At 72.3% G+C, this 26,570-nt stretch carries 24 protein-coding genes, 1 pseudogene and 1 riboswitch; of the genes and pseudogenes, 9 read left to right on the plus strand and 16 right to left on the minus strand.

Annotation, left to right across the window (positions count from 1 at the left end):
* Window positions 1-41: 41 nt before the first annotated feature.
* Window positions 42-224 (plus strand): annotated as a pseudogene (locus ACIQ6Y_RS29700) (peptidase); the annotation flags it as partial.
* Window positions 225-247: 23 nt separating this feature from the next.
* The gene (locus ACIQ6Y_RS29705) at window positions 248-1,006 is read left to right on the plus strand and encodes a TetR/AcrR family transcriptional regulator (protein ID WP_404043448.1); all 759 of its coding nucleotides are present in this window, start codon (window positions 248-250) and stop codon (window positions 1,004-1,006) included.
* A gap of 7 nt (window positions 1,007-1,013) precedes the next feature.
* Here the strand turns inward: ACIQ6Y_RS29705 and ACIQ6Y_RS29710 are convergent, their stop codons facing one another.
* The 3 genes from ACIQ6Y_RS29710 to ACIQ6Y_RS29720 form a co-directional block, all read right to left on the minus strand.
* Window positions 1,014-2,555, minus strand: a complete 1,542-nt coding sequence (locus tag ACIQ6Y_RS29710; protein ID WP_404043450.1) for an ABC transporter substrate-binding protein — start codon at window positions 2,553-2,555, stop codon at window positions 1,014-1,016.
* Between the two features lie 207 nt (window positions 2,556-2,762).
* A complete protein-coding gene (locus tag ACIQ6Y_RS29715) occupies window positions 2,763-4,004 on the minus strand; it encodes a metallophosphoesterase (RefSeq protein WP_404043452.1) in 1,242 nt (413 codons plus the stop codon).
* A gap of 45 nt (window positions 4,005-4,049) precedes the next feature.
* Entirely contained in the window at window positions 4,050-4,289 is a 240-nt protein-coding gene (locus tag ACIQ6Y_RS29720; RefSeq protein ID WP_404043454.1) for an SCO4848 family membrane protein, read from the minus strand.
* 91 nt (window positions 4,290-4,380) lie between these two features.
* Here ACIQ6Y_RS29720 and ACIQ6Y_RS29725 point away from each other — a divergent pair, with 91 nt between their 5' ends.
* Complete coding sequence (locus ACIQ6Y_RS29725; RefSeq protein ID WP_404043456.1) at window positions 4,381-5,703, plus strand: D-alanyl-D-alanine carboxypeptidase family protein; 1,323 nt, start codon at window positions 4,381-4,383, stop codon at window positions 5,701-5,703.
* On the opposite strand, the gene ACIQ6Y_RS29730 is transcribed toward ACIQ6Y_RS29725, so the two are convergent.
* Entirely contained in the window at window positions 5,657-6,619 is a 963-nt protein-coding gene (locus ACIQ6Y_RS29730) for a YihY/virulence factor BrkB family protein (protein WP_404043458.1), read from the minus strand. The genes ACIQ6Y_RS29725 and ACIQ6Y_RS29730 overlap by 47 nt on opposite strands.
* Before the next feature lie 148 nt (window positions 6,620-6,767).
* Here ACIQ6Y_RS29730 and ACIQ6Y_RS29735 point away from each other — a divergent pair, with 148 nt between their 5' ends.
* The gene (locus tag ACIQ6Y_RS29735; protein WP_404044166.1) at window positions 6,768-7,523 is read left to right on the plus strand and encodes a decaprenylphospho-beta-D-erythro-pentofuranosid-2-ulose 2-reductase; all 756 of its coding nucleotides are present in this window, start codon (window positions 6,768-6,770) and stop codon (window positions 7,521-7,523) included.
* 16 nt (window positions 7,524-7,539) lie between these two features.
* Here ACIQ6Y_RS29735 and ACIQ6Y_RS29740 read toward each other — a convergent pair whose 3' ends face one another.
* Both ACIQ6Y_RS29740 and trpS read right to left on the minus strand, forming a co-directional pair.
* On the minus strand, window positions 7,540-8,124 hold the full coding sequence (locus tag ACIQ6Y_RS29740) for a 2'-5' RNA ligase family protein (RefSeq protein WP_404043460.1): 585 nt from the start codon (window positions 8,122-8,124) through the stop codon (window positions 7,540-7,542).
* A 179-nt stretch (window positions 8,125-8,303) separates the two neighbouring features.
* Window positions 8,304-9,317: a tryptophan--tRNA ligase gene (trpS, locus tag ACIQ6Y_RS29745; protein WP_404043462.1), complete on the minus strand. Its 1,014-nt coding sequence runs from the start codon at window positions 9,315-9,317 to the stop codon at window positions 8,304-8,306.
* Between the two features lie 89 nt (window positions 9,318-9,406).
* Between trpS and ACIQ6Y_RS29750 the strand changes: the two genes are divergently transcribed.
* Both ACIQ6Y_RS29750 and ACIQ6Y_RS29755 read left to right on the plus strand, forming a co-directional pair.
* Window positions 9,407-10,054: an RNA polymerase sigma factor gene (locus ACIQ6Y_RS29750; protein WP_404043464.1), complete on the plus strand. Its 648-nt coding sequence runs from the start codon at window positions 9,407-9,409 to the stop codon at window positions 10,052-10,054.
* Window positions 10,047-10,916, plus strand: a complete 870-nt coding sequence (locus tag ACIQ6Y_RS29755; RefSeq protein WP_404043466.1) for a hypothetical protein — start codon at window positions 10,047-10,049, stop codon at window positions 10,914-10,916. The genes ACIQ6Y_RS29750 and ACIQ6Y_RS29755 overlap by 8 nt, the downstream gene beginning before the upstream one ends.
* A gap of 167 nt (window positions 10,917-11,083) precedes the next feature.
* On the opposite strand, the gene ACIQ6Y_RS29760 is transcribed toward ACIQ6Y_RS29755, so the two are convergent.
* From ACIQ6Y_RS29760 to ACIQ6Y_RS29775, 4 genes are all read right to left on the minus strand, one after another.
* Window positions 11,084-12,535 carry a glycine hydroxymethyltransferase gene (locus ACIQ6Y_RS29760; RefSeq protein ID WP_404043467.1) on the minus strand — a complete coding sequence of 484 codons (1,452 nt, stop codon included), beginning with the start codon at window positions 12,533-12,535 and terminating at the stop codon, window positions 11,084-11,086.
* A 31-nt stretch (window positions 12,536-12,566) separates the two neighbouring features.
* A riboswitch (ZMP/ZTP riboswitch) is annotated at window positions 12,567-12,652 on the minus strand.
* A gap of 74 nt (window positions 12,653-12,726) precedes the next feature.
* Window positions 12,727-13,911: a glutathionylspermidine synthase family protein gene (locus tag ACIQ6Y_RS29765; protein ID WP_404043469.1), complete on the minus strand. Its 1,185-nt coding sequence runs from the start codon at window positions 13,909-13,911 to the stop codon at window positions 12,727-12,729.
* A 20-nt stretch (window positions 13,912-13,931) separates the two neighbouring features.
* Window positions 13,932-14,297 (minus strand): hypothetical protein, encoded by a 366-nt coding sequence (locus ACIQ6Y_RS29770; protein WP_404043471.1) that lies wholly within the window; start codon window positions 14,295-14,297, stop codon window positions 13,932-13,934.
* A gap of 43 nt (window positions 14,298-14,340) precedes the next feature.
* Window positions 14,341-16,038, minus strand: a complete 1,698-nt coding sequence (locus ACIQ6Y_RS29775; RefSeq protein ID WP_404043473.1) for a PLP-dependent aminotransferase family protein — start codon at window positions 16,036-16,038, stop codon at window positions 14,341-14,343.
* 47 nt (window positions 16,039-16,085) lie between these two features.
* Between ACIQ6Y_RS29775 and ACIQ6Y_RS29780 the strand changes: the two genes are divergently transcribed.
* Together ACIQ6Y_RS29780 and ACIQ6Y_RS29785 are read left to right on the plus strand one after the other, a co-directional pair.
* Complete coding sequence (locus ACIQ6Y_RS29780) at window positions 16,086-16,580, plus strand: carboxymuconolactone decarboxylase family protein (RefSeq protein ID WP_404043475.1); 495 nt, start codon at window positions 16,086-16,088, stop codon at window positions 16,578-16,580.
* Window positions 16,577-17,314 carry an isocitrate lyase/phosphoenolpyruvate mutase family protein gene (locus tag ACIQ6Y_RS29785; RefSeq protein WP_404043477.1) on the plus strand — a complete coding sequence of 246 codons (738 nt, stop codon included), beginning with the start codon at window positions 16,577-16,579 and terminating at the stop codon, window positions 17,312-17,314. Before ACIQ6Y_RS29780 ends, ACIQ6Y_RS29785 begins: the two co-directional genes overlap by 4 nt.
* Before the next feature lie 83 nt (window positions 17,315-17,397).
* On the opposite strand, the gene ACIQ6Y_RS29790 is transcribed toward ACIQ6Y_RS29785, so the two are convergent.
* From ACIQ6Y_RS29790 to ACIQ6Y_RS29810, 5 genes are all read right to left on the minus strand, one after another.
* Complete coding sequence (locus ACIQ6Y_RS29790) at window positions 17,398-18,348, minus strand: ABC transporter substrate-binding protein (RefSeq protein WP_404043479.1); 951 nt, start codon at window positions 18,346-18,348, stop codon at window positions 17,398-17,400.
* A gap of 1 nt (window position 18,349) precedes the next feature.
* Entirely contained in the window at window positions 18,350-20,284 is a 1,935-nt protein-coding gene (locus tag ACIQ6Y_RS29795; RefSeq protein ID WP_404043480.1) for an ABC transporter permease subunit, read from the minus strand.
* Window positions 20,284-21,399 carry a glycine betaine/L-proline ABC transporter ATP-binding protein gene (locus ACIQ6Y_RS29800; protein WP_404043482.1) on the minus strand — a complete coding sequence of 372 codons (1,116 nt, stop codon included), beginning with the start codon at window positions 21,397-21,399 and terminating at the stop codon, window positions 20,284-20,286. The genes ACIQ6Y_RS29795 and ACIQ6Y_RS29800 overlap by 1 nt, the downstream gene beginning before the upstream one ends.
* Window positions 21,399-22,928 carry a GMC family oxidoreductase gene (locus ACIQ6Y_RS29805; protein ID WP_404043484.1) on the minus strand — a complete coding sequence of 510 codons (1,530 nt, stop codon included), beginning with the start codon at window positions 22,926-22,928 and terminating at the stop codon, window positions 21,399-21,401. The genes ACIQ6Y_RS29800 and ACIQ6Y_RS29805 overlap by 1 nt, the downstream gene beginning before the upstream one ends.
* Before the next feature lie 138 nt (window positions 22,929-23,066).
* Window positions 23,067-24,566, minus strand: a complete 1,500-nt coding sequence (locus tag ACIQ6Y_RS29810) for an aldehyde dehydrogenase family protein (RefSeq protein ID WP_404043486.1) — start codon at window positions 24,564-24,566, stop codon at window positions 23,067-23,069.
* A gap of 192 nt (window positions 24,567-24,758) precedes the next feature.
* On the opposite strand from ACIQ6Y_RS29810, the gene ACIQ6Y_RS29815 reads away from it, so the two are divergent.
* Window positions 24,759-25,502, plus strand: a complete 744-nt coding sequence (locus ACIQ6Y_RS29815) for a hypothetical protein (RefSeq protein WP_404043488.1) — start codon at window positions 24,759-24,761, stop codon at window positions 25,500-25,502.
* Here the strand turns inward: ACIQ6Y_RS29815 and ACIQ6Y_RS29820 are convergent.
* Complete coding sequence (locus tag ACIQ6Y_RS29820; RefSeq protein ID WP_404043490.1) at window positions 25,499-26,560, minus strand: hypothetical protein; 1,062 nt, start codon at window positions 26,558-26,560, stop codon at window positions 25,499-25,501. The two genes, ACIQ6Y_RS29815 and ACIQ6Y_RS29820, sit on opposite strands and share 4 nt — an antisense overlap.
* Between the last annotated feature and the right edge of the window lie 10 nt (window positions 26,561-26,570).

Genomic DNA, 26,570 nt, shown 5'->3' on the forward strand with positions numbered 1-26,570 from the left:
CATGCGCCTCCCACCGAAGGTGTTCGCGTGAGAGGCATACCGCCTGCAACATGACCGGCGGCGCGAGCGGCGGCCCCTGGTTCAGCCAGTTCGACGAGGCGACCGGCGCCGGCCTGCTGTCCTCGGTGAACAGCTTCACGTACAACTTCCTGCCCAACCGCATGTACGGGCCGTACTTCGGCACCGACGCGCAGAACCTCTACCAGGCGGCGCAGTCCTCCTGATCCGTACTGGCTAGGCTCGCTCCGTGCCCTCGAAGAACGATCCCCCGAAGAACGACAGCCCCGAACCCAGCAAGTCCGAGCAGACCCGCGCGCTGATCCTGGAGACGGCCATGCGGCTGTTCCAGGAGCGGGGCTACGACAAGACCACCATGCGGGCCATCGCCAAGGAGGCCGGGGTCTCCGTCGGGAACGCGTACTACTACTTCGAGGGCAAGGAGCACCTGATCCAGGGCTTCTACGACCGGATCGCCGCCGAGCACCAGGCGGCGGTCCGGGAGGTCCTGGCCCGGGAGACCGACCTGGAGGCGCGCCTCGCGGGCGTGCTGAAGGCCTGGCTGGACGTCGCCACGCCGTACCACGAGTTCGCCGTCCAGTTCTTCAAGAACGCCGCCGACCCCGACAGCCCCCTGAGCCCCTTCTCCCCGGAGTCGGAGCACGCGCGCGTGGAGGCGATCAGCGTCCACCGGGAGGTGCTGAGGGGCGCGACGAAGACCAAGGTCCCGGACGAGCTGCGGGACATCCTCCCCGAACTGATGTGGCTCTCCCAGATGGGCCTGGTCCTGTACTGGATCTTCGATCGCACGGCCGGGCGGGAGCGCAGCTACAAGCTGGCCGAGCGGGGCGCCCGTCTCACCGCCCGCGGCGTCTCCCTGGCCCGCTTCCGCGTGCTGCGCCCGCTCGTGCGCGAGGTGCACGAGCTGTTCACCGACTTCCTGCCGGGGATGACCCGGATGGTGCCGGACCCGGCGGGCAAGGGGCCCACCGGGCGCGGCGACGGGTGAGGGCCGGTCAGATCCAGGTCAGGCGCCACAGACGGAACACGCCCGTGCCGTCGGAGAGGTACTGGCCGCCGCCGACGTCCACGCTGGCGACGACGTACTCCTTGCCCTGCCACAGCGGGATGACCGGCACGTCCTCGGCGATCGTCTGCTGAAGGTCCTTGAAGTCGTCGGCGACCTGGCCGCGGTCGGCGTAGCGCTGGGTCGCCTGGATCAGCGCGTCGACCTCCTTGGAGGAGTAGCCGGTGTTCATGGTGCCGTCGGTGCCGACCAGCGGGGCGCCGAAGGTGTCCGCGTCGGGGTAGTCGGCGACCCAGCCGACGGCGTACGCGTCGAGCCGGCCGCCCGCCCACTGCTTCTGGAAGTCGGTCCACTCGTAGCCCTTGAGCGTGACCTGGAACAGGCCGTCCTTCTCCAGCTGCCGTTCGATCGCCTTGGCCTCGGCCTCCGCGGCGCCGCGTCCCTTGCCGTAGCCGTAGGTGAAGCGGACCGGGAGGTCCACGCCGGCCTCGGTGAGCAGGGCGCGGGCCTTGGCGGCGCTCTGCTCGGGGTAGGTGTCGAAGAAGGACGTGGTGTGACCGAGGATGCCGGCCGGGATCAGCGAGTAGAGGGGGTCGACCGTCCCGTCGTAGACGTTGACGGCGAGGTCCTCGCGGCTGATCAGCCAGGCCATGGCCTGCCGGACGCGCACGTCGTGCAGCGCCCTGCCCTTGCGGGTGTTGAGGTACAGGTTGCGGGTCTCGGAGCCGTCGGCCTCGGAGACCCGCATGTCCGGGTCGCTCGCGGACAGCGCGGACAGCACCTTCGGCGGCAGCTGGCGCGCGGCCACGTCGATCCGCTTGCCCTTCCAGGCCTGGTCCAGCGCCTCGGAGTCGCCGAAGTAGCGCAGCTCGACCGGCTTGCCGGTCTCCTTCAGCGCGCCGCGGTAGTCGTCGTTGGGCGTGAGGACCGCGCGGCTGCCCTTGGTGTACGAGGTCAGCTCGTACGGTCCCGTGCCGTCGACGGCGTCGTCCTCGCGCAGGGCGTCGGCCGGGTACTTGGTGCTGTCGACGATCGCGCCCGCGCCGGTGGCCACCTTGAACGGGAAGGTGGCGTCCGAGGAGGACAGCCGGAATGTCACCGTACGGCCGTCCGCGTCGACGGACTTCAGCGTGGTGAACAGCGACGCGGGGCCGACGTCCGAGTCGATCGTGCGCAGCCGGTCGAAGGAGAACTTCACGTCCTTCGCGGTCATCTCGCGCCCGCTGGGGAACTTCAGGCCCTCGCGCAGCGTGCAGCGGTAGGTGCGCAGGTCCGTGCCGGCGAAGTCGCACTCCTCCGCCGCGTCCGGCACAGGTTCGGCGCCGCCCGGCTCGAAGGTCAGCAGTGACTGGAACACGTTGCTGAACAGGGCCCACGATCCGGCGTCGTACGCCCCCGCCGGGTCGAGCGACGTCACGGCGTCCGTGGTGCCGACCGCGATGGCGTCGTCCCTGTCGTCCTGTAGCGGCAGCAACTGCCAGCCACCCACTCCCGCAGCCGCCACGACCAGCAGCGACACGAGAATCCGCATGCGAACCGAGCGCACCGGTTCCCCTCCCCAGGCAACACGAAGCCACCTCCCCAGTGGCCGGGCTCAATCAACCACACGGGCCTGAGCGGGCGGAAGAGTGATCTGGGAAGTTGAGGAAGAAATTGTCGCGAGTCGTTACGGGAACGTTTCCCAGGCGGTTCTCGGCCAAAGTTCGGCGCGGTGTCCCCCACCAGGTCCGGGACGCCGTCAGGCCTGCTTGGACGCCAGTTCCACGACCGTGATGTCCGAGGGCGCGCCCACGCGCGTGGGCGGCCCCCACGCGCCCGCGCCGCGGGAGACGTACAACTGCGTGTCGCCGTAGCGGTCCAGGCCCGCCAGCGTCGGGTTCGCCGCACCGGCGATGAGGTTGCCGGGGAAGAGCTGGCCGCCGTGGGTGTGGCCGGAGAGCTGGAGGTCGACGCCGTGCTCGACGGCCTCGTGGATCTGCACCGGCTGATGGGCGAGCAGCACGCACGCGCGCGTACGGTCGCGGTCGCCCAGGGCGCGCGCGAAGTCGGGGCCCTGGCCCTCGCTCTCGCCGGCGATGTCGTTGACGCCGGCGAGGTCGAAGTACGGCAGTTCGGTGCGGGAGTTCTCCAGCGGGCGCATCCCGAGCCGCCGTACCTCCTCGATCCACTGGCCGGCGCCGGAGAAGTACTCGTGGTTTCCGGTGACGAAATACGCCCCGTGCCGCGCTTCGAGCCCGGCGAGCGGGGCCGCGGCCGGACCGAGGTCGGCCACGCTGCCGTCGACGAGGTCGCCGACCACCGCGATCAGGTCGGGCTGGGTGGAGTTGATGGTGTCGACGACCTTCTGCGCGAAACCGCGGCCGAGGACGGGGCTGAGGTGGATGTCGCTGACGACCGCGATCCGGAAGCCGTGCGCGGCCCGCGGGAGTCTGGCCAGCGGCACGGTGACCCGCTTCACGCCGGGGCCGCGCAGCACGCCGTACGTGCCGTATCCGACGGTTCCGACGGCGGCCGCGGCTGCGGCTCCGGCGACGACGCGGGAGACGAACAGGCGGCGGGAGGGCGCCGGGGCCTCGGGCGCGGTCACCGGCTCGGGCTCGGGTCCACGCGGCGGCGCGCCGACCGTCGCGGGTTCCGGTTCCGTGCGTCGTACGGGCACCTCGGGCGTACGGCGTTCCAGCGCGCGTCGCAGCAGCGGCCGTACGGCCTCGCCCACGACCACGGCCAGCAGGAGGTATATGGCGAGCGCCATCCACAGGAAGCCCGGCCAGGCCAGGGTCCGCTGGAGCCAGAACGGCGCCTGCGTGCGCTCGGCCACCAGCGCGCCGATGCACAGCGCCCAGCCGCCCGCGATCAGGACCGCACCCGCCCGGCGCACCCAGCCGGGGCCTGCGGTGGTGTCCCGGAACAGGCGGCGCCACAGGTACCAGTTGGCGACGATCATGACGCCGAGTGCGAGCAGTGCGAAGACGATGATCACGCTGTCGTGCCCCTGATCCGGTTGTGGGTGAGATCGATGAGGTCTCTATGAGGTTCGGCGCAGTGCGCGCAGACCGCGCAACCCGATGCCCCCGACGACCGTCCCCAATACGAAGGAGACGACGGCCAGCAGCAGGTGCACCCAGAAGTACGCCGTCGGGTCGCCGTCCTCGAAGGCGAGCCCGCTGCCGTCCTTGACGAGGTTCTTGACGAAAGTGATCCAGATGACCCAGCTCCAGACCCCGAACGCGAGCAGGAACCAGGAGACGGGGCGGCTGAGTTTCATGGCTCCAGTATCGCCGCCGGCCGGTGGGTTCCTCGGCCGGGGTGGGGAGGCGGGCGGGACATCGTCTTCCCGTGCATGTACTTTCTCGGTCGTGCCCGCACCCAAGAAGACCGTCAGGCGATCCCTGCTGGTCACCTCCGCCGCCCTGCTGTCCCTGCCGCTGGCCGCGCCCGCCGCCGTGGCCGCGCCGAAGCCGTCGCCGAGCCCCTCGGTGAGCCCTTCGGCCACCCCTCCGGCGGACATGTCGAAGGTCGGCGGCGCCCGGCTCGGCGAACCCGGCACCCAGGTGGAGCTGGCGCCCGGTGTCCCGGTGCTGCCCAAGGGCATCACCGCGCGGTCGTGGATCGTGGCCGACGCGGAGTCCGGTGAGGTGCTCGCCGCGCACAACGCGCACTGGCGGCTCGCCCCGGCCAGCACGCTGAAGATGCTGTTCGCGGACACGCTGCTGCCGAAGTTCCCGCGCACCGACCGGCACAAGGTGGTGCCCTCCGACCTCGCGGGCGTCGGCGCCGGCTCCAGCATGGTCGGCATAAAGGAGGACGAGACCTACTCCGTCCACGACCTGTGGCTCGGGGTGTTCCTGCGCTCCGGCAACGACGCCGTGCACGTGCTGTCCGCGATGAACGGCGGCGTCGACGCCACCGTCGCCGAGATGAACCGGCACGCCGAGGAGCTCCAGGCCCTGGACACCAACGTGGTCAGCCCGGACGGCTACGACGCCCCGGGGCAGGTCTCCTCCGCGTACGACCTGACGCTGTTCGCCCGTTCCGGGCTGCAGAAGAAGGACTTCCGCGAGTACTGCTCGACCGCGCGGGCGAAATTCCCCGGCGAGACGACCAAGAACAAGAAGGGCAGGCTCGTCCGGCCCTCCTTCGAGATCCAGAACACCAACCGGCTGCTGACGGGCGACTACGACATCTCCCAGTACCGGGGCATCGCGGGCGTGAAGAACGGCAACACCACCAACGCGGGCGCCACCTTCACCGGTGTCGCCGAGCGGGGCGGCAAGGTGCTGCTGGTCACGGTGATGAACCCGGCGAAGGACGACCACAACGAGGTCTACAAGGAGACCGCCCGGCTCTTCGACTGGGGCTTCCGCGCGGCCGGCAAGGTGCAGCCGGTCGGTGAGCTGGTGCCGCCGAAGGGCGCGGCGGGGGCGGGTGCCCAGCCCGGCGCGAACGCCTCCGGCGAGGCGGGCGGCGGCTCGGGGGACGGCTCCGGTTCGGGAACGGACAGCGGGTCCGGCTCGGGCGCCGGCAAGCAGGCGGCCGTCGGCGCGGCGGCCGACGGCGGCTCGGGCGGGGTGGGTGTCGCCCTGGCGATCACGGGCGGGGTGCTGGCGCTGCTGGCGGCCGGAGTGTTCCTGGTCAACCGCCGCTGGCCGCTGCCGGACCTGGTGCGCCGTCGTCGCTGAGCTGCTGTTCTTCTCCCCGTTCCCGTTCCCGTTCCCGTTCCCGTTCCCGTTCCGGTTCCAGCTCCTGCTCTTTGCTCTGCGTCGCCGTCCAGGCGGCGCAGAACAGCACCAGTTTCGACGTGAGGTTGATCCACAGCAGCAGGGCGACGGGGACGCCGAACGCGCCGTACATGCTCTTCGCGGCGATGCCCTGGATGTAGCCGCTGAGCAGCAGCTTCAGCAGCTCGAAGCCGACCGCGCCGATCAGCGCGGCGACCAGCAGACGGCGGCGCTCCGGTTCGACGCCCGGCAGCAGGGTGAGGACGTAGAGGAGGACCAGGAAGTCGGCCAGCACCGCGACGGCGAACGCGGCGAGGTACAGCAGGACGCTGCCGATCCCGCCCCGCTCGATGCCCAGCCGGTCGACGATCCAGCCCACCAGTGCCGAGGCGACCGTGGAGGCGCCCAGGGTCACCAGCAGGGCGCCGCCCAGGCCGAACAGCACCCCGGCGTCCTTGGCCTTGCTCAGGATCGGGTTCTCCTCGCTGTCCGGCAGCTCCCACACCGCGCGCAGACAGTCGCGCATCTGGCCGACCCAGCCGATGCCGGTGAACAGCAGCACGGCGCCGGCGATGAGGCCGACCGTGCCGGCGTTGTCGACCAGGGCGCCGATGTCCAACTGGTCGGAGATCCCGGGCACCTGGTCGGCGATCTTGCCCTCCAGCTCCCGCTGGCCGTCCTTGTCGAGGGCCGCCGCGGCGATCGCGGCGGCCACCGTCAGCAGCGGGAAGAGCGCGACGAAGCTCACGAACGTCATCGCGGCCGCCAGCCGCGTCCACTTCACCCGGTCCAGCCGTTCGTACGACCGCCAGGCGTGCGTTGCCGTCAGCCGGTTGAACGCCGGTCCGACGACGGGGAGCTTCTTCAGCCAGTCCATGATCCGACTCTGCCCTCCGCGCGGGAGACCGATGTGTGCGAGTACCCCAAAAGCGCAGGGATTTCGTCCGCCATTTCGGGGAGCGGGGGGATGTTCTCGAACCGGTCGGGCACCTTGAGGCACTACGGTCGCCGACATGCACGCTGTCGTGAAGGACGCCCCTGGTCTGCCCCAGTCCCTGCTCGTCCTCGGCGGTACGTCCGAGATCGCGCTGGCCGTCACCCGCCGTCTGATCGCCCGCCGCACCCGTACGGTGTGGCTCGCCGGACGCCCTTCCCCGGCCCTGGAGGCGGCCGCCGAGAGCCTGCGCGTGCTCGGCGCCGACGCGCGTACGGTCGCCTTCGACGCGCTCGACCCCGACAGCCACGAGGCCGTGCTCGGCAAGGTGTTCGCCGAGGGCGACATCGACATGGTGCTGGTCGCCTTCGGAGTCCTGGGCGACCAGGCGCGCGACGAGCGCGAACCGGCCGCCGCGGTGCGCGTCGCGCAGACCAACTACACCGGCGCCATCTCGGCCGGCCTGATCGCCGCCGGCGCCCTGCAGGACCAGGGCCACGGCTCCCTGGTCGTGCTCTCCTCCGTCGCCGCCGAACGCGCCCGTCGCGCCGACTTCATCTACGGCTCCAGCAAGGCCGGCCTGGACTCCTTCGCCCAGGGCCTGGGCGACGCCCTGCACGGCACCGGCGTGCACGTCATGGTCGTACGCCCCGGATTCGTGCGGACGAAGTCGACGTACGGCCGTGTCGAGGCTCCGCTGTCCACCACCGCGGAGGAGGTGGCGACGGCCGTCGAACTGGGGCTGCGGCGGCGCTCGGAGACGGTGTGGGTGCCGGGGGCGCTGCGGGTGGTGATGGCGGCGGTACGGCACCTGCCGCGCGGGGTGTTCCGGCGGCTGCCGCTGTGACCCGCGCGCGGGTGGGTCAGTGCGCGGGCAGGGAGCCCTGCTCGAGCGAGGCCGCGCCGGCCTGCTGCGGCACGACGGAACCGCCGAAGAGGTAGTCGCGCAGCTTGCGCCACACGCCGTCCGGGCCCTGCTCGTAGAGCGCGAAGCCGGTGCAGGGCCAGGCGGCCTCGTAGTCGGCGAGTTCCTCGAACGCGCGGTCCATGGACGGCTCGTCGATGCCGTGCGCCACGGTGACGTGCGGGTGGTACGGGAACTGCAGCTCGCGCGCGACAGGGCCGGAGGCGTCGCGCACCTGCTGCTGGAGCCGGGCACACTCCTCGGCGCCCTCGACGACGTTGACGAACACCACCGGCGACAGCGGCCGGAAGGTGCCGGTGCCGGACAGCCGCATGGGGAAGGGGCGGCCGGCCGCGGCGACACCCGTCAGGTGCGCCTCGACGGCCGGCAGGTCACCGGACCCCACCTCGGTCGGCGGCAGCAGGGTGACGTGCGTGGGGATTCCGTGAGCCGCGGCGTCGCCGAAGCCCGCGCGCCGCTCCTGGAGCAGGCTGCCGTGAGGCTCCGGGACCGCGATCGACACACCGATCGTTACGGTCCCCACGTCGTCTCCTGTCGTCGTGTCGTAGTGCGTGTACTGCCTGTGCTGCGTGTACTGCGTCTGCTGCGGGCCCCGGTTATCGACTGTACGGCCACGACTGTGCCGCGGGCAGGCGCAGCCACAGTGATGTGCAGCGCTCTGCCCGGTCGTACGGGTGTGCGGTGGTGCGCCCCGGTCCCGGCTCAGTGCTTGGCCGGCAGGAAACCCACCCGGTCGTAGGCCTGCGCCAGCGTCTCCGCCGCGACGGCACGCGCCTTCTCCGCGCCCTTGGCCAGGATCGAGTCGAGCGTCTCCGGGTCGTCCAGGTAGCTCTGGGCCCGCTCCCGGAACGGCGTCACGAAGTCGACCACGACCTCGGCGAGGTCCGTCTTGAGCGCACCGTAGCCCTTGCCGACGTACTTCTCCTCCAGTTCGGCGATTCCCGTCCCGGTGAGGGTCGAGTAGATCGACAGGAGGTTGCTCACGCCCGGCTTGGCCTCGGCGTCGTAGCGGATCACCGTGTCGGTGTCGGTGACCGCGCTCTTGACCTTCTTGGCGGTGGCCTTCGGCTCGTCGAGGAGGTTGATGAGACCCTTCGGCGTGGACGCCGACTTGCTCATCTTGATCGCCGGGTCCTGAAGGTCGTAGATCTTCGCCGTCTCCTTGAGGATGTACGGCTTGGGGATCGTGAAGGTGTCCCCGAAGCGGCCGTTGAACCGCTCGGCGAGGTCGCGGGTCAGCTCGATGTGCTGGCGCTGGTCCTCGCCCACCGGGACCTCGTTGGCCTGGTAGAGCAGGATGTCGGCGACCTGGAGGACGGGGTACGTGAACAGGCCGACCGACGCGCGGTCGGCGCCCTGCTTGGCGGACTTGTCCTTGAACTGGGTCATGCGGGAGGCCTCGCCGAAGCCGGTGAGGCAGTTCATGATCCAGGCGAGCTGGGCGTGCTCGGGCACATGGCTCTGGACGAACAGCGTGCAGCGCTCGGGGTCGAGTCCGGCGGCGAGCAGCTGCGCCGCGGCGAGCCGGGTGTTGGCGCGCAGCTCCTTCGGGTCCTGCGGAACCGTGATCGCGTGCAGGTCCACGACCATGTAGAACGCGTCGTGGGACTCCTGCAGCGCCACCCACTGGCGGACGGCTCCGAGGTAGTTGCCGAGGTGGAACGAGCCTGACGTGGGCTGGATCCCGGAGAGCACGCGAGGTCGATCAGAGGCCATGCCCACCATTCTCTCAGGTCGCGGGGAGCGGTCGGGGACAGGGCGGAAAGTGGTGGGAACCGATCGGTCCCGGGCGGTGTACCAAGAGTGTGAAGACGCGGGAGGGGGGCCGCATCGTCGATGAGGCCGCGGTGATCGCCCGGGTACGCGCCGGAGAGCCGGAGGCGTACGCGGAGCTGGTGCGTGCCCATACGGGCATCGCGCTGCGAGCGGCCGCGGCGCTCGGGGCCGGTGCGGACGCGGAGGACGTGGTGCAGCAGGCGTTCGTCAAGGCGTACTGCGCGCTGGGCCGGTTCCGGGACGGCGCGCAGTTCAAGCCGTGGCTGCTGTCGATCGTCGCCAATGAGACGAGGAACACAGTGCGGACGGCGGCCCGGCAGCGCACGCTCGCCGGCCGAGAGGCGGCCCTCGCCGAGGCCGAGCCGCTGATACCGGAATCGGCGGACCCGGCGGTCGCCACCCTGGAGACCGAGCGGCGCACGGCCCTGCTGGCCGCCCTGGAGAAGCTGAGCGAGGAACACCGTCTGGTCGTCACCTACCGCTATCTGCTGGAGATGGACGAGCCGGAGACGGCCCAGGCCCTGGGCTGGCCCCGCGGCACAGTGAAATCCCGCCTGAACCGCGCCCTGCGCAAGCTGGGCCGGCTGCTGCCGGACTTCCGGCCCGGGGAGGGCGGGAGAGGAATCGGAAGAGCTACCGGGAGAGAGGCCGGGAGAGGAGGTGAAGAGCGTGGCTGACGCACGGGAGGACGGGCGGCATGCCTACGACGGCCAGGGCGGCGACGCCCGGGCCCGCGACCGGCGTGACGGGGAGGTCTCCCGGCTGCCGGAGGAGCTGCGGGATCTGGGCCGGTCCCTGGAGCAGCCGTCCGGGTCGGAGTCGATGGCCGAGCGGGTGCTGGCGCAGATACTCGCCGAGCGGCTGCCGGTGCCGGTGGCCGAGCCGACCGGGCCGGTGGAGCGGATACGGGCGGCGCGCCGCTGGGCGCGGGCCCGCCGCCGGTCCCTGACGGCGGTGCTGTGCGGGCTGCTCACGGTGCTGGCGCTCACGCCTCCGGTCCGGGCGGCGGTCCTGGACTGGTTCGACTTCGCCGGGGTGGAGGTGCGGTACGACCCGTCGGCCTCTCCCTCCCCCGGCGCCGAGGTGCCCGGCTGCGGGCGGCCGGTGTCGCTGCGGGAGGCCGCCCGGCAGGCGGGCTTCGAGCCGCTGGTGCCCGAGGCGCTGGGCGATCCGGGCGCGGTGTCGGTGAGCCGGGAGCCGCGGGGGCGGTTCCTGGTGACCCTGTGCTGGCGGGTGGAGGGCCGGACGGTACGGCTGGACGAGTTCCCCGCGCATCTGGACGTCGGCTTCGCCAAAGCGGTGCCGCAGCCGGTCCAGTGGGTGCGGGTCGACGGCGACTCGGCGTTGTGGTTCCCGCGCGCCCATCTGCTCGACTTCTGGCTCGAGGACGACCGGGGCCGGTTCACCCGCGAGGAGCGGACCTCGGGTCCCACCCTGCTGTGGAGCCGGGGCGGCGACACGACCCTGCGGCTGGAGGGCGTGGCGTCGCGGGAGCGGGCGGTGGAGATCGCCGGGTCGCTGAAGCGGGCGCCGACCTAGGGGGTCGGGGAGCGGAAGGCTGGGCGTCGGCCTGGCGGTGGGGTGCGGCGGGTCGCTGCTGAGACGCCGCGCGGCGGCCCGGCAGGAGCCCGGACCGCCGCGGGGAGAGCCTCGGCAGGAGCTGATCGACCTGTGAGCCGCGGGCCCGTGCCCGTGCCGGTGCCGGATCAGCCGAGGTCGATCTCCGGGTAGAGCGGGAAGCCTGCCACGAGGTCGGTGGCGCGGTGGGAGATCTCGTCGGAGACCTTCGCGTCGAGGACGTGGGCCGCCTTGGAGGGGGCGCCGGACTTGGTGGTGCCGGGCTCGGTGGCGGTCAGGACGCGGTCGATGAGACCGGCCACCTCGTCCATCTCGGCGGTGCCCAGGCCACGGGTGGTCAAGGCGGGGGTGCCGATGCGGATGCCGGAGGTGTACCAGGCGCCGTTGGGGTCGGCCGGGATGGCGTTGCGGTTGGTGACGATGCCGGAGTCGAGGAGGGCCTGCTCGGCCTGGCGGCCGGTGAGGCCGTAGGAGGTGGCGACGTCGATGAGGTTGAGGTGGTTGTCGGTGCCGCCGGTCACCAGGGTGGCGCCGCGTCGCATCAGACCCTCGGCGAGCGCCCGGGAGTTGTCGACGATGCGCTGGGCGTAGTCCTGGAAGGAGGGCCGGCGGGCCTCGGCGAGGGCCACCGCCTTCGCGGCCATGACGTGCGGGAGCGGGCCGCCGAGCACCATCGGGCAGCCGCGGTCGACCTGGTCCTTGAGGGAGTCGTCGCACAGGACCATGCCGCCGCGCGGGCCGCGCAGGGACTTGTGGGTGGTGGTGGTGACGATCTGGGCGTGCGGGACCGGGTCGCAGTCGCCGGTGAGGACCTTGCCGGCGACGAGGCCCGCGAAGTGGGCCATGTCGACCATCAGGGTCGCCCCGACCTCGTCGGCGATCTCGCGCATGATCCGGAAGTTGACCAGGCGCGGGTAGGCCGAGTAGCCGGCGACGATGATCAGCGGCTTGAACTCACGGGCCTGGGCGCGCAGGGCCTCGTAGTCGATGAGGCCGGTCGCCGGGTCGGTGCCGTAGGAGCGCTGGTCGAACATCTTGCCGGAGATGTTCGGGCGGAAGCCGTGGGTGAGGTGGCCGCCGGCGTCCAGCGACATGCCGAGCATGCGCTGGTTGCCGAAGGCGTGGCGCAGGGTGGCCCAGTCGGCCTCGGAGAGGTCGTTGATCTGGCGGACGCCGGTCTTCTCCAGGAAGGGTGCCTCGACGCGGTCGGCGAGGACGGCCCAGAAGGCGACGAGGTTGGCGTCGATGCCGGAGTGCGGCTGGACGTAGGCGTGGCGGGCGCCGAAGAGTTCGCGGGCGTGCTCGGCGGCGAGGGCCTCGACGGTGTCGACGTTGCGGCAACCGGCGTAGAAGCGGCGGCCGACGGTGCCCTCGGCGTACTTGTCGCTGAACCAGTTGCCCATGGCGAGGAGCGTCGCCGGGGAGGCGTAGTTCTCGGAGGCGATCAGCTTGAGCATCTCGCGCTGGTCGTGCACCTCCTGGCCGATGGCGTCGGCGACGCGCGGCTCGACGGCGCGGATCACGTCGAGGGCGGCGCGGAAGGCGGTGGACTCGGTGGAGAGGGGCTGCTGCTCTGGCATGTCGGCCTCCGGGCGTGTGCGTTCACGGTTCACGGGTGGCCCAGGCGCACGGCACTTGATCGCAGGCCGCTCCCCGATGGTCCATCCCATCCCAGCGCGCCAGTCACGGCCCGGCCCCAGCCTACCGGTCGGTCATGAGCGTGCCGCCCGGGCGTCCACCATGCGAGCTAGACACGCACGAGCCGTGTACCTCAGAGAATCACGTGGGGCAGGAAGCGCGCGTACTCGTCCGTCACCAGGCCCGACGACTCGCGGATGCCGAGTCCGGCGGCCTCGTCCTCGACGACCCAGGCACCGAGGACGACGTGGTTGCCGTCGAAGGCGGGCAGCGGGGCGAGTTGCTGGTAGCAGCAGGGCTCGTCGCGCAGGACGGGGTCGGCGCCGGGGGTGTGCACGGTGACGCCCGCGCCTTCGCGGCCCAGCAGGGGCTTGGCGACGTAGCCGGTCGTCGCCGCCAGTTCGCGGGGGCCGTCGAGATACGCAGGGAGGAGGTTCGGGTGGCCGGGGAACAGCTCCCAGAGGATGGCCAGCAGAGCCTTGTTGCTGAGCAGCATCTTCCAGGCCGGTTCGATCCACAGGGTGGAGCCGGTGCCGCCGCCGTTGTCGAGGGTGTCCAGGACATGGCCGGCGAAGCGGTCGGTGGTGAGCCACTCCCAGGGGTAGAGCTTGAAGACGCTGCGGATGAAACGCAGCCGCTTGTCGACGAAACGGCCGGAGAGGCGGTCCCAGCCGATGTCCTCCATGGAGATCCACTCGGTGGCGAGGCCGGCCTGTTCCGCGGTCTCCCGCAGATAGGCGACCGTCATCAGGTCCTCGCCGAGCTCGTCGGCGCTGGAGTGCGCGAAGTACAGGGGGCTGCCCGGGGGCAGCAGGGCGGCCTGCCGTTTCCAGGCGGCGACGAGGCGTTCGTGCAGGGAGTTCCACTGGTCGGCGCCGGGGAAGCGCTCCTCCATCCAGAACCACTGGGGGCTGGCCGCCTCCACCAGGGAGGTGGGGGTGTCGGCGTTGTACTCCAGCAGTTTGGCGGGGCCGGTGCCGTCGTGGCGGAGGTCGAAACGGCCGTAGACGCAGGGGAGTTCGGCGCGGCGGCGCCAGGATTCCTTGACGGCGGCGGCGACGCGCGGGTCGGTGATGCCGAGGTCGGCGAGGCGGTCCTCGCGGACGATGTGGTCCGCGGCGGTGAGGCACATGCCGTGGAGTTCCTCGACGACCTCCTCCAGCGCCTCGACCTCTTCCAGGGAGAAGACGTAGTAGGCGCTCTCGTCCCAGTAGGGGCGCAGGGAGTCGTCGGGGTAGCGGGTCAGGGGGTAGATCAGGCCCTGCTCCTCGACGGTCTGCTGCCAGCCGGGGCGGGGTTCGATGGTCCTGCGTTCCATGGTCGGCGTCCGTGCGGGGGTCAGCCGCCGCCGCTGCCGGAGCCCGAGCAGCCGAAGCCGCCCCGGTCGACGGCCTCGCTGCGGCTGAAGGTGCCGTAGTCGGCGTAGCCGTCGTCGACCTCGGCGTCGTAGTACCAGGCCGCGTCCCGGGCACCCGCCTTGCCGGACTTGCCGCCCTTGCCGCTCTTTCCGTACGACGAACCCGACGTGCCCGATTTGCAGTTGCTGTCGGCGACGATCTTGTAGCCGTTGAGGTAGTCGTAGCTGTCGCGGTCCACGCAGCGACGGTCGGGGTCGGAGCCGCAGGAGGTGAGGGCCGCCGCGACGACGCCCATGCCGCCGAGGACGACCGTGCTGGAGCGCAGCCGTCGTCGAGTCCGTGCCATGTCCTGTGTCTCCCCCGAGAGTTCGTTCCCGTGCGCGAACACCTTACGGGAGGGCCGCGCACAGCGCGTCGAGGGTTCCGGCCCAGGCGGAGTCGGGCGGGGTGCCGTAGCCGATGACGAGGGCGTCGAGGGGGTCGACGCGGGCGTCGGGGTGGCGGTAGCGCGACAGTCCGTGCACGGCGAGGCCGTGCCAGGCGGCGGCGCGGACGACGGACTGCTCGGTGCCGGGCGGCAGTCGGAGCACGGCGTGCAGTCCGGCCGCGATGCCGGTGACGGTCACCTCGGGGGCGCGTTCGGCGAGCGCGGCGACGAGGGCGTCGCGGCGGCGCCGGTAGCGCAGCCGGGCGGCCCGCAGATGGCGGTCGTAGGCGCCGGAGGCGATGAACTCGGCGAGGGTGAGCTGTTCCACGACCCCGGTCGCGCGGGCCCCGCCGAGGTCGGCCACCTCCGCCACGAGCGCCTGCGGCAGCACCAGCCAGCCGAGCCGCAGCCCGGGCGCGAGGGACTTGCTGGCGGTGCCCATGTAGGCGACATGCTCGGGGTCCAGGTCCTGGAGCGCGCCGACGGGCTGGCGGCGGTCGTAGCGGAACTCCCCGTCGTAGTCGTCCTCCAGGATCAGCCCGCCCGTGCGGCGGGCCCAGTCGACGAGCGCGGCCCGGCGATCGGGGCGCAGGGCGAGGCCCATGGGGAACTGGTGGGCGGGGGTGAGCAACACGGCACCCCCGGCACCGGGCGGACCGGCCACGCCCACGCCGCTACCGGCACCGGACCTGTCGCCCAAGCCCACGCCGCTACCGGCACCGGACCTGTCGCCCAAGCCCACGCCGCCCTCGGGACCGGAGCCGCGACCCCGGCCCGGGCCGCCCCGGCGACCGGGCCGACCGCCCATGCCGACCCCGGCCCCGGCCCCGGACTCGCGGCCCGAGCGCCGGCCATCCCCCGCACCGGACCCACCGCCCGCACCCGAACCGCCGTCGGCACCGGCACCCGCACCGGCCGCGCCAACACCCGAGCCACCCCCAGCAAGTCCCTCGCCCCCAAGCCCGGCCGTGACCGTGCCGTGCGTGTCCAGCGGCAGCGGGACCGTGCGGAGTCCCGCCCGTTCGGCCAGGTCCCAGTGGACGTCGAGGCCGTACGACTCCACGCCCAGGGAGGTGACGCCCCGGCGGTGCAGGGTCTCGGTCAGGAGGCGCAGGCCCTGGGCGAAGCCGGCGCAGACGACGATGCGGTCGGGGTCGGTGCGGACGCCGCGGGCGCGGGAGAGGTAGTCGGCGAGGGCGGTGCGCAGCTCGATGCGGCCGCGCGGGTCGCCGTAGCCGAACGCGTCGTGCGGGGCGGCGGCCAGGGCGCGGCGGGTGGCCTTGAGCCAGGCGGCGCGGGGGAAGGAGGCGAGGTCGGGGGTGCCGGGCTTGAGGTCGTAGCGGGGCCGGCCGGGGACCCGGTGGGGATGCGGCGGCGCGGCGGCGGCCGGGGGTGCGGCGCGGTCGGCGACGCGGGTGCCCGAGCCCTGCCGGGCGGTGAGCCGGCCCTCGGCGACGAGGTCGGCGTAGGCGTCGGCGACGGTGTTGCGGGCGATGCCGAGGTCGGCGGCGAGCGCGCGGGAGGACGGCAGCCGGGTGCCGGGCGCGAGCCGCCCGGTGCGCACGGCCTCGCGCAGGGCGTCGGTCAGTCCGCGCCGCAGGCCCGGCCCCGCGGGCTCCAGATGCAGGTCGATGCCGAAAGTGGCCCAAGATCTCGCCATGAAAATGGACCATACTCCTGGGCTGCCTCGCTCCTAGGGTCGAGGACATGACGACGAACACCGAATACGCCCCCGAACGCCCCGCCCGGCTGGCCTGGACCGAGCACGCCCCCGATGTCTACAAGGCCATGGTCCGGCTGGAGGTGGCCGCCAAGAAGGGCCTCGACCCGACGCTGGTGGAGCTGGTCAAGGTCCGCGCCTCGCAGATCAACCACTGCGCCTTCTGCGTCGACATGCACAGCAAGGAGGCGCTCGCGGCGGGCGAGAGCGTGGAGCGGATCGTCCAGCTCAGCGCCTGGGAGGAGTCCGAGCACTTCTACACCGAGAGGGAGCTGGCGGCGCTCGCGCTGACCGAGGCGGTGACGGTGCTGACCGACGGTTTCGTGCCGGACGCGGTGTACGAGCGGGCGGCCAAGCACTTCGAGGAGGCGGAGCTGGCCCAGCTGATCGCCGTGATCACGGTCATCAACGCCTGGAACAGGTTCGGCGTGACCTGTCGGCTGGTGCCGGGCCACTACGAGCCGGCGAGGCCCAAGCAGTGAGCGCCCGACAGGACAAGGCCGCCGTCTTCCGCGCCCTGCACCGTCGGCCCTCCCCCACCGACCCGCTCGTCCTGCCAGGCCCCTGGGACGCGGCGAGCGCCCGGGTCTTCGCGGAGGCGGGCTTCCCCGCGCTGGCCACGCCCAGCGCGGGGGTCGCCGCCTCGCTCGGGTACGCGGACGGGGAGACGCCGGCCGACGAGATGTTCGCGGCGGTCGCGCGGATCGCGCGGGCCGTGGACGTGCCGGTGTCCGCGGACGTCGAGGGCGGCTACGGGCTCGCGCCGAAGGAGCTGGTGGAGCGGCTGCTGGAGGCGGGGGCCGTGGGCTGCAACCTGGAGGACTCCGAGGGCGGTGTCCTCAAGGACCCGCGGGCGCACGCCGACCGGCTCGCCGAGGTGCGCGCCGCGGCTGCCGACCAGCTGTTCGTGAACGCCCGTGTCGATGTGTTCCTGCACGGCGACCGCGACCCCGAACAGGCCATCGCGCGGGCCGCGTTGTACGTCGCCGCGGGTGCCGACTGCGTGTACCCGATCGCCGCGCCGCTGGACGTGCTGCCGCTGCTGCGGTCGGGAATCCAGGGCCCGCTGAACATGTACGCGCCGATCGGCCAGGCCGACGGCCCCTCCCCCGCCGAGCTCGGCGAACGAGGGGCCACCCGGGTCACGTTCGGGCCCGGACTCCAGCGGCAGGCGACCGCGGCCCTGCGGCAGATCGCGGCCGGCCTCGCGAAGTGACCGTCAGGCTCCTGAAGTGACCGTACGGCTCGTGAAATGACCGTCAGGCCCGTGAAGTGACCGTCAGGCCCGTGAAATGACCGTCAGGACAGCCACGCCCGCCACGTCGACTCGTGGCTGTCCGCCCACTTCTTCGCCGCCTCCTCGGGCGTGAGCTTCTGGTCGGCGATCATCAGGGACACCGCGTTCTGGTCCTCGGTGGTCCACCGGAACTTCTTCAGGAAGGCGGCGGCCTGTCCGCCGTCGCGCGCGAAGTCGGAGTTGAGGTACTTCTGCAGCGGGGTGTGCGGGTAGGCGCAGGCGACCTTCTCGGGGTCGGCGTCGCAGCCGTCCTTGTACGCGGGCAGCTTCACCTCGGTCATGGGCACCTTCTCGAACAGCCACTGGGGTGCGTACCAGTAGGTGAGGAAGGGCTTCTTCGCCTTGGCGAACTGCTGGATCTGCGTGATCTGCGCGGCCTCGGAGCCGGCGAACACCACCTGGTAGTCCAGGTCGAGGTTCTTCACCAGTGCCTTGTCGTTGGTGACGTACGACGGGGAGCCGTCCAGGAGCTGGCCCTTGCCGCCGCTCTCCGGGGTGCGCATCTGCCCGGCGTACTTGTCGAGGTTCTTCCAGTCGGTGACGTCCGGGTGCTGCTCGGCGAAGTAGGTCGGCACGTACCAGCCGATGTGCCCGGTGACGCCGAGGTCGCCGCCGGGCGCGATGGTCCTCTTGTCCTTGACGTACCGCTGTTCCTGGTCGGGGTGGCCCCAGTCCTCCAGGATGGCGTCGACGCGGCCTTGGCTGAGGGCGTCCCACGCGGGCACCTCGTCGACCTGGACGGTGTCGACGCGATAGCCGAGCTCGTGCTCCAGCAGGTACTGGGCGACGGCCACGTTCGCCTGCGCCCCGACCCAGGACTGCACGGACAGGGTGACGGTCTTGGCGCCCTCGGCGTTCGCGAAGGGCGAGGCCTGCTTGGTCATGTCGGCGGCGCCGCAGCCGGTGAGCAGCGCGAGCGCGCCCACCGAGGCGGCGAGAATACGGATACGCATGTCAGGCTCCCTTCTTCGCGCGCCGCTCGGTCGGCTGGGTCACGCGGTCGAGCATCAGGCCCAGGCAGACGATGGCGGCGCCCGCGACGAGGCCGGTGGCCAGGTCGCCCTGGGCGAGCCCGAAGACGACGTCGTAGCCGAGCGCTCCGCCACCCACCAGGCCGCCGATGATGACGACGGCGAGGACCAGGACGACGCCCTGGTTCACGGCGAGCAGCAACGCGGGCCGGGCCAGCGGCAGCTGGACCTGCCGCAGCTGCTGCCAGCCGGTCGCGCCGAGCGAGCGCGAGGACTCCAGCGCGGCCGGGTCGACCTGGCGCAGGCCCTGTGCGGTGATCCGGACGACGGCGGGCAGCGCGTAGACGACCGCGGCGGCGACGGCCGGGGCGCGGCCGACGCCGAACAGGGCGACGACCGGGATCAGGTACACGAACTGCGGCATCGTCTGGAACACGTCCAGCACGGGCCGCAGCAGCTTCTCCACCCGCTCGCTGCGGGCGGCCGCGACGGCGACGGCGAAGCCGAGGACCAGGGTGACGGCGACGGCCGCGAGCACCTGGGAGAGGGTGTCCAGGGCGGGCTCCCACACGCCCAGCACACCGATGGCGGCCATGGCGGTGGTCGCGGTCAGGGCGGTGCGCCAGGTGCCGATCAGCCAGGCCAGGGCGGCCACCACCAGCAGGACCGCCCACCAGGGCAGCCACAGCAGGCCGTCGCGCAGCGGGTCGAGCACCCAGGTGGTGAACCGGCCCGCCCAGTCGGCGGTGCCGCCGACCACGGGCACGCCCGAGTACAGGTGCGCGGTCATCCAGTCGACCGCGCGGTTGACCGGCCCGGCGATGTCCAGCGCCCAGGTCTCGGGCCACTCCAGGCGGCCCATGAGCCGCCCGGCGACCGCGATCCCGACCGCGCCGATAAGGGCGTACGGCCATCCCTTCCGGGTCGGCCGGGAGTCGCTGTGGCCCGCGGCCGCGGTCACCCGGTCCAGGACGACCGCGAGCAGCACGATGGGGATGCCGGCCGCGAGGGCCGCGCCGACGTCGACGGAGGCGAGCGCCTGGTAGACGCGGTCGCCGAGGCCGCCGGCGCCGATCACGGAGGCGATGACGGCCATGGACAGCGCCATCATGATCGTCTGGTTGAGGCCGAGGAGCAGTTCCCTGCGGGCCAGCGGGATCCGGGCGGTCAGCAGCCGCTGGCGCGCGGTGGCGCCCAGCGAGTCGACCGCCTCCAGCACCCCGCCGTCGGCGCCGCGCAGACCGAGCGCGGTCAGGCGCGCCATGGGCGGGGCGGCGTAGACGACGGTGGCGAGGACAGCGGCGGGCACGCCGATGCCGAAGACCAGCACGACGGGCAGGAGGTAGGCGAAGGCCGGCAGCACCTGCATGGTGTCGAGCACCGGGCGCAGGGCGCGGTGCAGCCGGTCGGACAGGCCGCCGGCGAGCCCGAGAGCCGCGCCCACGACGACGGAGGCGAGCACCGCCACGGTCATCAGGGCGAGGGTCTGCATCGTCGGCACCCACATGCCGAGCGCGCCGCAGGCCAGGAAGGCCGCCGCCGTGCCGAGCGCGAGCCGGACGCCCGCCACCCGCCAGGCGACGAACGCGCCGAGCGCGGTGACCCCGGCCCAGCCCGCGGCGAGGAGGCCGAGGTAGACGGCGCGTACGGCGAGGACGACGGCGTTGCTGACGTGGCCGAGGCCGTAGAGGAACACCGGGTGGCTGTCGCGGTGGTCGATGATCCACTCGCCCGCGCCGGTCAGCGGCTTGTCGAGGTCGACCGTGAGGGCCGCGGGCCAGGTCGCGCCCGGCCAGCGGGTGACGGCCAGCGGGACCAGGACGGCGGCGGCGAGCGCGAGCAGGACCAGCTTGGCGATGCCGCGGTGGCGCAGGAGTGTGGGGACGCTGCGCGGGGGTGTCGCGGTGAGGGTGGCCATCAGACGACCTCCGCGTTCTCCGCGTCGGGGCGCGGGGCGGGTATCCCCTGGGCCGGGCCGCCTGTGGTGACACCGGCGACCACACCCAGCAGCCGCTCGTGGTCCACCACGCCCAGGCAGCGGCCCTGCTCCACGACCCTGGCCGGCTCCCCCGCCCGTGCCACGGCCTCGATGGCCTCGGCAACCGTCGCGCCGGGCGCCACCGCCGGGCCGGAGCCCGCCTCGTCGGCCGACGCCGGGCGCATGGCCGTACGGGCGGTGATGACCTGCTCGCGCGGCACGTCACGCACGAAGTCGCGGACGTAGTCGTCGGCCGGGGAGCCCACGATCTCCTCGGGGGTGCCGAGCTGGACCACGCGGCCGTCGCGCATCAGGGCGATGCGGTCGCCGAGGCGCAGCGCCTCGTTCAGGTCGTGGGTGATGAAGACCATCGTGCGGCCCTCGTCGCGGTGCAGGCGGACGACCTCCTCCTGCATGTCCCGCCGGATGAGCGGGTCCAGCGCGCTGAACGGCTCGTCGAACAGCAGCACCTCCGGGTCGACGGCCAGCGCCCGGGCGAGGCCGACGCGCTGCTGCTGGCCGCCGGACAGCTGGCCGGGCCTGCGCTGTTCGAGGCCCTCCAGGCCGACCTTGGCGACGAACTCGGCGGCCTTCGCCCGGCGTTCGGCCTTGCCGACGCCCTGGATCTCCAGGCCGTACGCCACGTTGTCGAGGACGGTGCGGTGCGGCAGCAGGCCGAAGTGCTGGAAGACCATCGCGGCGCGGTGGCGGCGCAGGTCGCGCAGCCGGGCGGCGTCCATGGCGCGGACGTCCTCGCCGTCGATGGCGAGGGAGCCGGCGGTCGGCTCGATCAGCCGGGTCAGACAGCGCACCAGGGTGGACTTGCCGGAGCCGGACAGGCCCATGACGACGAAGACCTCGCCCTTGCGGACGTCGAAGGACACGTCCCGGACGGCGGCGGTGCAGCCGGTGCGGGCGCGCAGCTCGGCGGGGTCGAGGGCGGCCAGCTCGGGGTCGGCGGGGACGCGCTCGGCCTTGGGGCCGAACACCTTCCACAGCCCGTCCACGGAGAACACGGGGGTACTGGGGGTACCAGGGGTGCTGGGAGTACTCATCACGCATCACCACCGATCAGCTCGGCGGCCTTCTCCCCGACCATGAGCACGCCGATCATCGGGTTGACGGCGGTCATGGTCGGGAACACGGACGCGTCGGCGATGCGGATGCCGTCCAGTCCGCGGATGCGCAACTCGGGGTCGACGACGGCCAGTTCGTCGTCGGCGGCGCCCATACGGCAGGTGCCCGCCGGGTGGTACACGGTGTGCGCGACCTTACGGGCGTACTCGCTCAGTTCTTCGTCGCTCGTGACGTCGGGGCCGGGGCACACCTCGCGCTTGAGCCAGCCGGCCAGCGGCTCGGCCTTCGCGATCTCGCGGGCGATGCGGATGCCGTCGACGAGGGTGCGGCCGTCGTAGTCGTCCTCGTCGGTGAAGTAGCGGAAGTCCAGCGCGGGCTTGACGGCCGGGTCGGCGCTGGTGAGGTACAGCCGGCCCCGGCTCCTGGGCTTGGGGATGTTGGGGGTCATGGAGACGCCGTGGGCGGGGCGTTCGTAGCCGAGCCGCTCCGGGTTGTCCGTGAAGGGGATCTGGTAGAAGTGGAACATCAGGTCGGGGCCCTGGTGTTCGGGGTCGCGGCGCACGAACAGGCCCGCGTCGGAGTCCATCGCGGAGTTCTCCGGGATGGGCCCGTTCGTCTCCCACACGATCACCGACTCGGGGTGGTCGAGGAGGTTCTCGCCGACGCCGGGCAGGTCGAGCGCCACGGGTATGCCGAGCGCCTGGAGGTCCTCGCGCGGGCCGATGCCCGAGTGCAGCAGCAGCCGGGGCGAGTCGACCGCGCCCGCGCACAGGACGACCTCGCGGCGGGCCCGGACCAGCAGTTCCTCGCCGTCCTTGGTGCGCACATGGACGCCCTCGACCCGGCCGTCGGTGAGTTCGAGCTTGTACGCCCAGGTCTCCAGCAGCACGGTCAGGTTGGCGCGCTCGTCCATCACCGGGTGCAGATACGCCACCGACGCCGAGGACCGCTTGTTGTTCTCGGGGTGGTAGGCGAGGTCGAAGAAGCCGACGCCCTCGGTGAAGGGCTGCTTGTTGAAGCCCTCGACGCGGGGTACTCCGAGCGCCGCCTGGGCGGCGTCCACGAAGTCGCGGGCGATGGCGTTGCGGTCCTTCTCGTCGACGGAGACGATGTTGTTCTTCAGCCGCGCGAAGTAGGCCTCCATCGGGACGGCGCCCCAGCCCTTGGCGCCGGCCGCCTCCCACTCGTCCCAGTCGGACGGGAGCGGCTTGAAGGAGATGAGGGTGTTGTGCGAGGAGCAGCCGCCGAGCACGCGGGCGCGGCTGTGCCGGATGTGGGAGTTGCCGCGGGGCTGCTCCACCGTCGGGTAGTCGTAGTCGAGTTCGCCACCGAGCAGGCCCATCCAGCGGCGCAGGGTCAGCACGTCGTCGCGGCCGACGTCGCTGGGGCCGCCCTCGATGACGGCGACGGTGACGTCGGGGTTCTCGGTCAGACGGGAGGCGATGACGGAGCCTGCGGTGCCGCCGCCGACGACGACGTAGTCGTACTCGTGGGGGTTGTTGGACATGGGGTGGTACTCCAGGGGGATCAGGCTTGAGGGGGGGGTGACGGACACGCCCCCAAGGGGCGCGGGGAACTGCGCGATCAGCCACAACGGCGCCGCAGACGCCAAACGACGAACCGAGGCACTGTCGGCGGCGCCATGTCAGCCCCGGAACCACCGCACCGGGCTCGGCGCGAGGTTCTGGTACACGTGCTTGCTCTCGCGGTACTCGGCGAGCCCGGACGGGCCCAGCTCGCGGCCGACGCCGCTGCGGCCGAAGCCGCCCCACTCCGCCTGGGGCAGGTAGGGGTGGAAGTCGTTGATCCAGACGGTGCCGTGCCGCAGCCGGCCCGCGACGCGCCGGGCGCGGCCCGCGTCCGCCGTCCACACCGCGCCGGCCAGGCCGTACTCGGTGTCGTTGGCGAGGGCGACGGCCTCGTCCTCGGTGCGGAAGGTCTCGACGGTGAGGACCGGGCCGAAGATCTCCTCGCGGACGACCTTCATCCCGCGGTGGCATCCGTCGAGGACGGTCGGCTCGTAGAAGTACCCGGGCCCCTCGGGGCGCTTGCCGCCGGTCCGCAGCACCGCGCCCTCCTCCAGCGCGGAGGCGACGTACGCCTCGACCTTGGCGCGCTGCTGCTCGGAGACGAGCGGGCCGCACTCGACGCCGCCGTCGGTGCCGCGGCCGAGGCGGATACGCCCCGCGCGCTCGGCGAGTTCGGCGACGAAGCGGTCCCTGACCGACTCCTCGACGATGAGGCGGGAGCCGGCCGAGCAGACCTGGCCGCTGTGGATGAAGGCGGCGTTGAGGGCCTGGTCGACCGCGGTGTCGAAGCCCTCGTCGGTGGCGCAGGCGTCGGCGAAGACGACGTTGGGGTTCTTGCCGCCGAGTTCGAGGGCGACCTTCTTGACCGACACGGCGGCCGCCTGGGCCACCTTGACGCCGCTCACCAGGCCACCGGTGAAGGAGACCAGGTCGACGTCGGGGTGCTCGGCGAGGCGGGCGCCGACCGTGTGGCCGGGGCCGGTGACGATATTGGCGACCCCGGCGGGCAGGCCGGCCTCCGCGAGCAGGTCGATCAGGGCGACGGTCGTCAGCGGGGTGATCTCGCTGGGCTTGACGACGAAGGTGTTGCCGGCCGCCAGGGCGGGCGCGATCTTCCAACTGGCCTGGAGCAGGGGGTAGTTCCAGGGGGTGATCAGCGCGCACACGCCGACGGGCTCGTGCACGACGAGGCTGTGGACGTCCGGGGTGCCCGCGTCCACGACCCGGCCGGGGGCCTCGGCGGCGACGAGGTCGGCGAAGTAGCGGAAGGCGTCGGCGACACAGTCGATGTCGATGCGGCCCTCTTCGAGGGTCTTGCCCGCGTCCCGGCTCTCCAGCAGCCCGAGCCGCTCACGGTCGCGCACGAGCAGGTCGGCGACGCGCCGCAGCAGGGCGGCCCGCTCGGCGGCGGAGGTGCGGGGCCAGGCGCCCTGTCCGCCGTCGAAGGCGCGGCGGGCCGCCTCGACGGCGCGGTCCGCGTCCCTCTCGTCACCCTCCGCGACGACGTCGAAGGGCCGGCCGTCCGCCGGGTCGACGATCTCGCGGGTGGCTCCGGAGAGCGCGTCGTACCACTCGCCGTCTGCATGGATCGTCCGTCGTGCCTGCTGCCTTGCCATGGTCGGTATTGCCTTCCGTTCCTGTGCGATTCCCCTGGGTGACACGGATGTCACCCTCGGAGACCGGGAGCACATGCCCCCGGGCCCGAGATGCATGCGCAATAGGTGGCCGAAAGTGCGCTGCATCACTGAACATGCGGACAAAAAGGGCGAAACCTACCCTGGGAGAGATGCGCGCCTGGAGGTGACGCCATGGTCATGACGACCCTGCTCTCCGCCGCGGTGAGTGCGACCCTGCTGCTGGCCCCGTCGGCGGCCGCCACCGACGATCCCAGCGCCCGGCAGCTCGCCGACGAGGCGCGGGAGAACCTCCGCGACGCGGAGTCCGTCCATCTGAAGCTGACGGACCGCGGCAAGGACACGGCCACCAGCCGCACACGGCCCGCCTCCATGGATCTCGCCCTGGACCGGGACGGCAACTGCGCCGGCACACTGAAGATGGCCCGGCACGGCGGCACCGTGGAGATCGTCAAGCGGGGCGAGCAGGTGTGGATGAAACCGGACACCGCGTTCTGGAAGGCGCAGGTGCCGGGCGGGCAGGGCGACGAGGTGGCCGAGCTGTTCGAGAACCGCTGGATCCACGGCTCCACCCGCGACGCCATGCTCAAGGGCATGGCCGACACCTGCGACCTCGACAGCCTCCAGGACGACATCGGCTCCGGCGACGACCCGCCGACCGCCCTGAAGCGCGGCGAGAAGACCGAGCGCGACGGCACCGACGTCTACCCGCTGTCCGGCAAGGACGAGGGCAAGAACATCACGATGTACGTCACCGCCGACTCCCCGCACCAGGTCGTGGAGATCGTCCAGCGCGGCGGCGGCACCGACCGGTCCGTCACCTTCGACGACTACGACGAGCCGGTGCCGACGAGGACACCGCCGCCCGAGGACAGCGTGGACGTGGACAAGCTCCAGGACGAGCTGCAGAAGGTCTAGGAGAGATCTGGTTCCGGACCCTCACAGGTGCCGTACGGCGGGCAGAACCAGCCCAACGCCGTTTCCAGCGCCTCCAGTTCGTCGGCGCCGCCGTCGGAGTCGGGGCCGTAGGAAGCCACGGCGTAGATCTCGCCGTCGGAGGCGACGAACCGCTCGTCGTAGATGTGCCAGGTGCCCACGTCGGGCTCGCCGTCGATGGAGGCGACCAGGTACTCCAGGCGTGAGCCGACGAAGTCGCCGTCGTCCAGGTTCTCCAGGGCGATCTGCTCGAAGCCGTCCGCCTTTTCCCTGGCGTTGGACAGATACAGCTCGAACGACTCGTCCGGCGTCGCCTCGGACACCTGGTACACCTGGAGCCGCTGCGTGCGGTCGGGGCTGCGGTAGTTGACCACCGCGATGCCGTACTGCGAGTCGGTCTCGCTGCGCGACCAGCCCTCCGGGACGGCCATGCGGAAGCCCTCGTCGTCCTGTGTCAGCACATAGCCCGCCGGGGGTTCGGCGAAGGTGGGCGACGGAGGGACGGACTCCTCCTCGGTCGGCGTGGGCTGTGCGGAGGAGGACTCCACGCGGGGCGAACTCGTCGCGGGCGGCCGGGCGTCTTCCGTGCCGTCGTCCCCCTTCCCTACGACGAACGTCAGCACCAGGCTCACGGCCACACCGACGACAGCCGCGCCGACGACGACGGACCAGACGACCCGCCGGTCGACGCTACGAGGAGACGGTCCGGGTCCGGCACCGGGCCACGGCTCGGAAGGCGGCACACCGGGTGTCCCCGGCCAGCCGCCGGGAGGGAAGGAGCCGGGCACCGGCGGTACCGGGCCGGGCGCCGGGTCCGCGGGGTGAGCGGGCGGCGTGACCACGGCGGCAGGCTCGTCGCCGGAGCCGGCCCCGGCGAAGGCCCCGGCGAACGCCCCCGCGTCCGCGTCCCACGACGCCCGTCGGCCGGCCCCCGGCGCGAAGTCGGGGCGCGGCGGGGCGGACGGCGCCGGGGCCGGGCCGGACGACGGGTCCTCCCAGCGCTGGGTGTCCTCGTTCCAGTACCGCTGTCCCCCGCTCATCGCGCCCCTC

It is taken from the genome of Streptomyces sp. NPDC096205 (assembly GCF_044763135.1).
Lineage (GTDB): Bacteria > Actinomycetota > Actinomycetes > Streptomycetales > Streptomycetaceae > Streptomyces.

Coding starts and splice junctions, on each gene's coding strand:
- ACIQ6Y_RS29710 (WP_404043450.1), bottom strand. CDS start 2,555: ATGCGGATTCTCGTGTCGCTGCTGGTCGTGGCGGCTGCGGGAGTGGGT.
- ACIQ6Y_RS29720 (WP_404043454.1), bottom strand. CDS start 4,289: ATGAAACTCAGCCGCCCCGTCTCCTGGTTCCTGCTCGCGTTCGGGGTC.
- ACIQ6Y_RS29730 (WP_404043458.1), bottom strand. CDS start 6,619: ATGGACTGGCTGAAGAAGCTCCCCGTCGTCGGACCGGCGTTCAACCGG.
- trpS (WP_404043462.1), bottom strand. CDS start 9,317: ATGGCCTCTGATCGACCTCGCGTGCTCTCCGGGATCCAGCCCACGTCA.
- ACIQ6Y_RS29760 (WP_404043467.1), bottom strand. CDS start 12,535: ATGCCAGAGCAGCAGCCCCTCTCCACCGAGTCCACCGCCTTCCGCGCC.
- ACIQ6Y_RS29765 (WP_404043469.1), bottom strand. CDS start 13,911: ATGGAACGCAGGACCATCGAACCCCGCCCCGGCTGGCAGCAGACCGTC.
- ACIQ6Y_RS29770 (WP_404043471.1), bottom strand. CDS start 14,297: ATGGCACGGACTCGACGACGGCTGCGCTCCAGCACGGTCGTCCTCGGC.
- ACIQ6Y_RS29775 (WP_404043473.1), bottom strand. CDS start 16,038: ATGGCGAGATCTTGGGCCACTTTCGGCATCGACCTGCATCTGGAGCCC.
- ACIQ6Y_RS29780 (WP_404043475.1), top strand. CDS start 16,086: ATGACGACGAACACCGAATACGCCCCCGAACGCCCCGCCCGGCTGGCC.
- ACIQ6Y_RS29790 (WP_404043479.1), bottom strand. CDS start 18,348: ATGCGTATCCGTATTCTCGCCGCCTCGGTGGGCGCGCTCGCGCTGCTC.
- ACIQ6Y_RS29795 (WP_404043480.1), bottom strand. CDS start 20,284: ATGGCCACCCTCACCGCGACACCCCCGCGCAGCGTCCCCACACTCCTG.
- ACIQ6Y_RS29800 (WP_404043482.1), bottom strand. CDS start 21,399: ATGAGTACTCCCAGCACCCCTGGTACCCCCAGTACCCCCGTGTTCTCC.
- ACIQ6Y_RS29805 (WP_404043484.1), bottom strand. CDS start 22,928: ATGTCCAACAACCCCCACGAGTACGACTACGTCGTCGTCGGCGGCGGC.
- ACIQ6Y_RS29810 (WP_404043486.1), bottom strand. CDS start 24,566: ATGGCAAGGCAGCAGGCACGACGGACGATCCATGCAGACGGCGAGTGG.
- ACIQ6Y_RS29815 (WP_404043488.1), top strand. CDS start 24,759: ATGGTCATGACGACCCTGCTCTCCGCCGCGGTGAGTGCGACCCTGCTG.
- ACIQ6Y_RS29820 (WP_404043490.1), bottom strand. CDS start 26,560: ATGAGCGGGGGACAGCGGTACTGGAACGAGGACACCCAGCGCTGGGAG.